General features: G+C 74.3%; 3 protein-coding genes. 1 reads left to right on the top strand and 2 read right to left on the bottom strand.

From position 1 onward, the window contains the following. Both ACYVE9_RS25025 and ACYVE9_RS25030 read right to left on the bottom strand, forming a co-directional pair. Window positions 1-577 (bottom strand): transketolase family protein (locus ACYVE9_RS25025; protein ID WP_461030167.1); only part of this gene is annotated, 577 nt, incomplete at its 3' end. A gap of 6 nt (window positions 578-583) precedes the next feature. Further along, window positions 584-1,330 (bottom strand): transketolase, encoded by a 747-nt coding sequence (locus ACYVE9_RS25030; protein WP_461030168.1) that lies wholly within the window; start codon window positions 1,328-1,330, stop codon window positions 584-586. Window positions 1,331-1,383: 53 nt separating this feature from the next. Between ACYVE9_RS25030 and soxR the strand changes: the two genes are divergently transcribed. Beyond that, window positions 1,384-1,896, top strand: a 513-nt coding sequence (soxR, locus tag ACYVE9_RS25035; protein WP_461030169.1) for a redox-sensitive transcriptional activator SoxR, incomplete at its 3' end; no start/stop codon positions are given.

Here is a 1,896-nt window from a genome sequence, read left to right on the forward strand (position 1 = left end):
CGGCCACCACCACCGGCGCGCCCGCACCGCCGCGGCGCTCCACCGTGAAGCCGCGCCCGCCGACCGGCCGCGCGGCGGTGTTGGACTGCGTGGACAGCCGCAGGTAGACGCGGTCGTCACCGGCGGCGGCCTGCCGCAGCAGTGCCTCCGCCTCGTCCGGGTGGCCGGGCACGTGCACGGTCCAGCCGTCCAGGGTGTCCAGCAGGGCCACGTCGCCGGGCGCCATGTGGGTGAATCCGCCGGCCGGCCAGTCGTGCGAGGCCCCGGCGCTGACCAGCACACCGCCGACGCCCTGGTGCCCGAAGTCGAGCTTGACCTGCTCGAAGGGGCGCTCGATCAGGAAGCTGGCGAAGGTGTGCACGATCGGCCGCATCCCGGTGAGGGCGAGTCCGCCGCCCACGCCGATCAGCAACTGCTCGCGGATGCCGACGTTGTGCACCCGGTCCGGGTGCCGTCGCCCGGCGGCGGCGAAGCCGTCCGCGCCGATCTCGGCCAGTACCACGGCCAGCCGCGGGTCGTCGTCGAGCAGGCCGGATACTACGGCCGCGAAGCGGTCGCGCATGGTGTCCGTCATCATCGCTCCTCAGGCGTTCTTGGGTGCCACGGCGACGATCACCGCGTGCGGCCGGCCCGGGTGCGGCGCGGTCGCCGCCCGGTACAACTCCTCGTGCAGGCGCCGCACCGGGCGGTCGCGCCCGTCGACGGTCGCCACCGACCAGCCGGCCGCGGCGAACCTCATCCTGAGCCGGTCGCCGTCCGTGTGGCGCGCGGAGGCGTTGTCGACGACCAGAGTGTGCAGCGCCTCGACTCCCACCGCCCCGGCGTAGTCGATCGCCTCGTGGTTGCTGCCCTCGTCCAGTTCGGCGTCCCCGGTCAGTACCCAGACCCGCGCCCGCGTCCGGTCCTGGGCCCGCAGCCCCAGCGCGGTGCCCACCGCCAGCGGAAGCCCGTGCCCGAGGGAGCCGCTGCCGATCTCGACCCCGGGCACAAGCAGGCGGTCCGGGTGGTGGCCGAGGGGTGAGTCGTAGCCGCCGAAGCCCGGCAGCCACGCGCGGGGGAGGAAGCCCTTCGCGGCGAGCACCGCGTAGTAGGCCATGGGCCCGTGCCCCTTGGAGAGCAGGAACCGGTCGCGGTCCGGGTCGTCGACGGTGGCGGGGGAGACCCGCAGCACCCGGTCGTACAGCACCCACAGCGCGTCGAGGGTGGAGGTGGCGGCCGGGCCGTGCTTCTCGGCGCCTGTCATCAGGGACATCAGTTCCGGCAGGTCGTCGTATCCGCAGGCCGGCGCGGGCGGGACCGCGGTCGGCTCCCGGGGGGTCGTGGTGGTCATAGGAGCAGCGTGCTACTTCAAGTCCGCTTGAGGTCAAGGGCTATGCTCGGCGCATGACGGTGAATCGGGGACAACTGGCCATCGGGGAACTCGCCGCCCGCAGCGGACTGGCACCGTCCGCGTTGCGCTACTACGAGGAGATCGGCCTGATCAGTTCGACGCGGACGTCCGGCGGGCAACGCCGCTATCCGCGGGCGACCCTGCGCCGGGTGGCGTTCGTACGCGCCGCACAGCAGGTGGGCCTGTCGCTGGAGGAGGCCGGGGAGGCGCTGGCCCGGCTGCCGGAGGACCGGGCGCCGAACGCGACCGAGTGGAACCGGGTGGCACGGACCTGGGAACGCCGCATCGACGAGCAGATCGCCGCGCTGCACCGGTTGCGCGGCCGGCTGACCGGCTGCATCGGTTGCGGCTGCCTCAGCCTGCGCACCTGCGGGCTCTACAACGCGGACGACGGTGCCGCCCGGCGCGGGCCCGGAGCCCGCTACCTGCTGGAGGAGAGCATGCCGCAGCCCGCCGGCAGCGCGCCGCGCGGTACGCCGACCGGGTCACCGGACACCCCGGCGCCC

This window comes from Streptomyces sparsus, assembly GCF_054776295.1.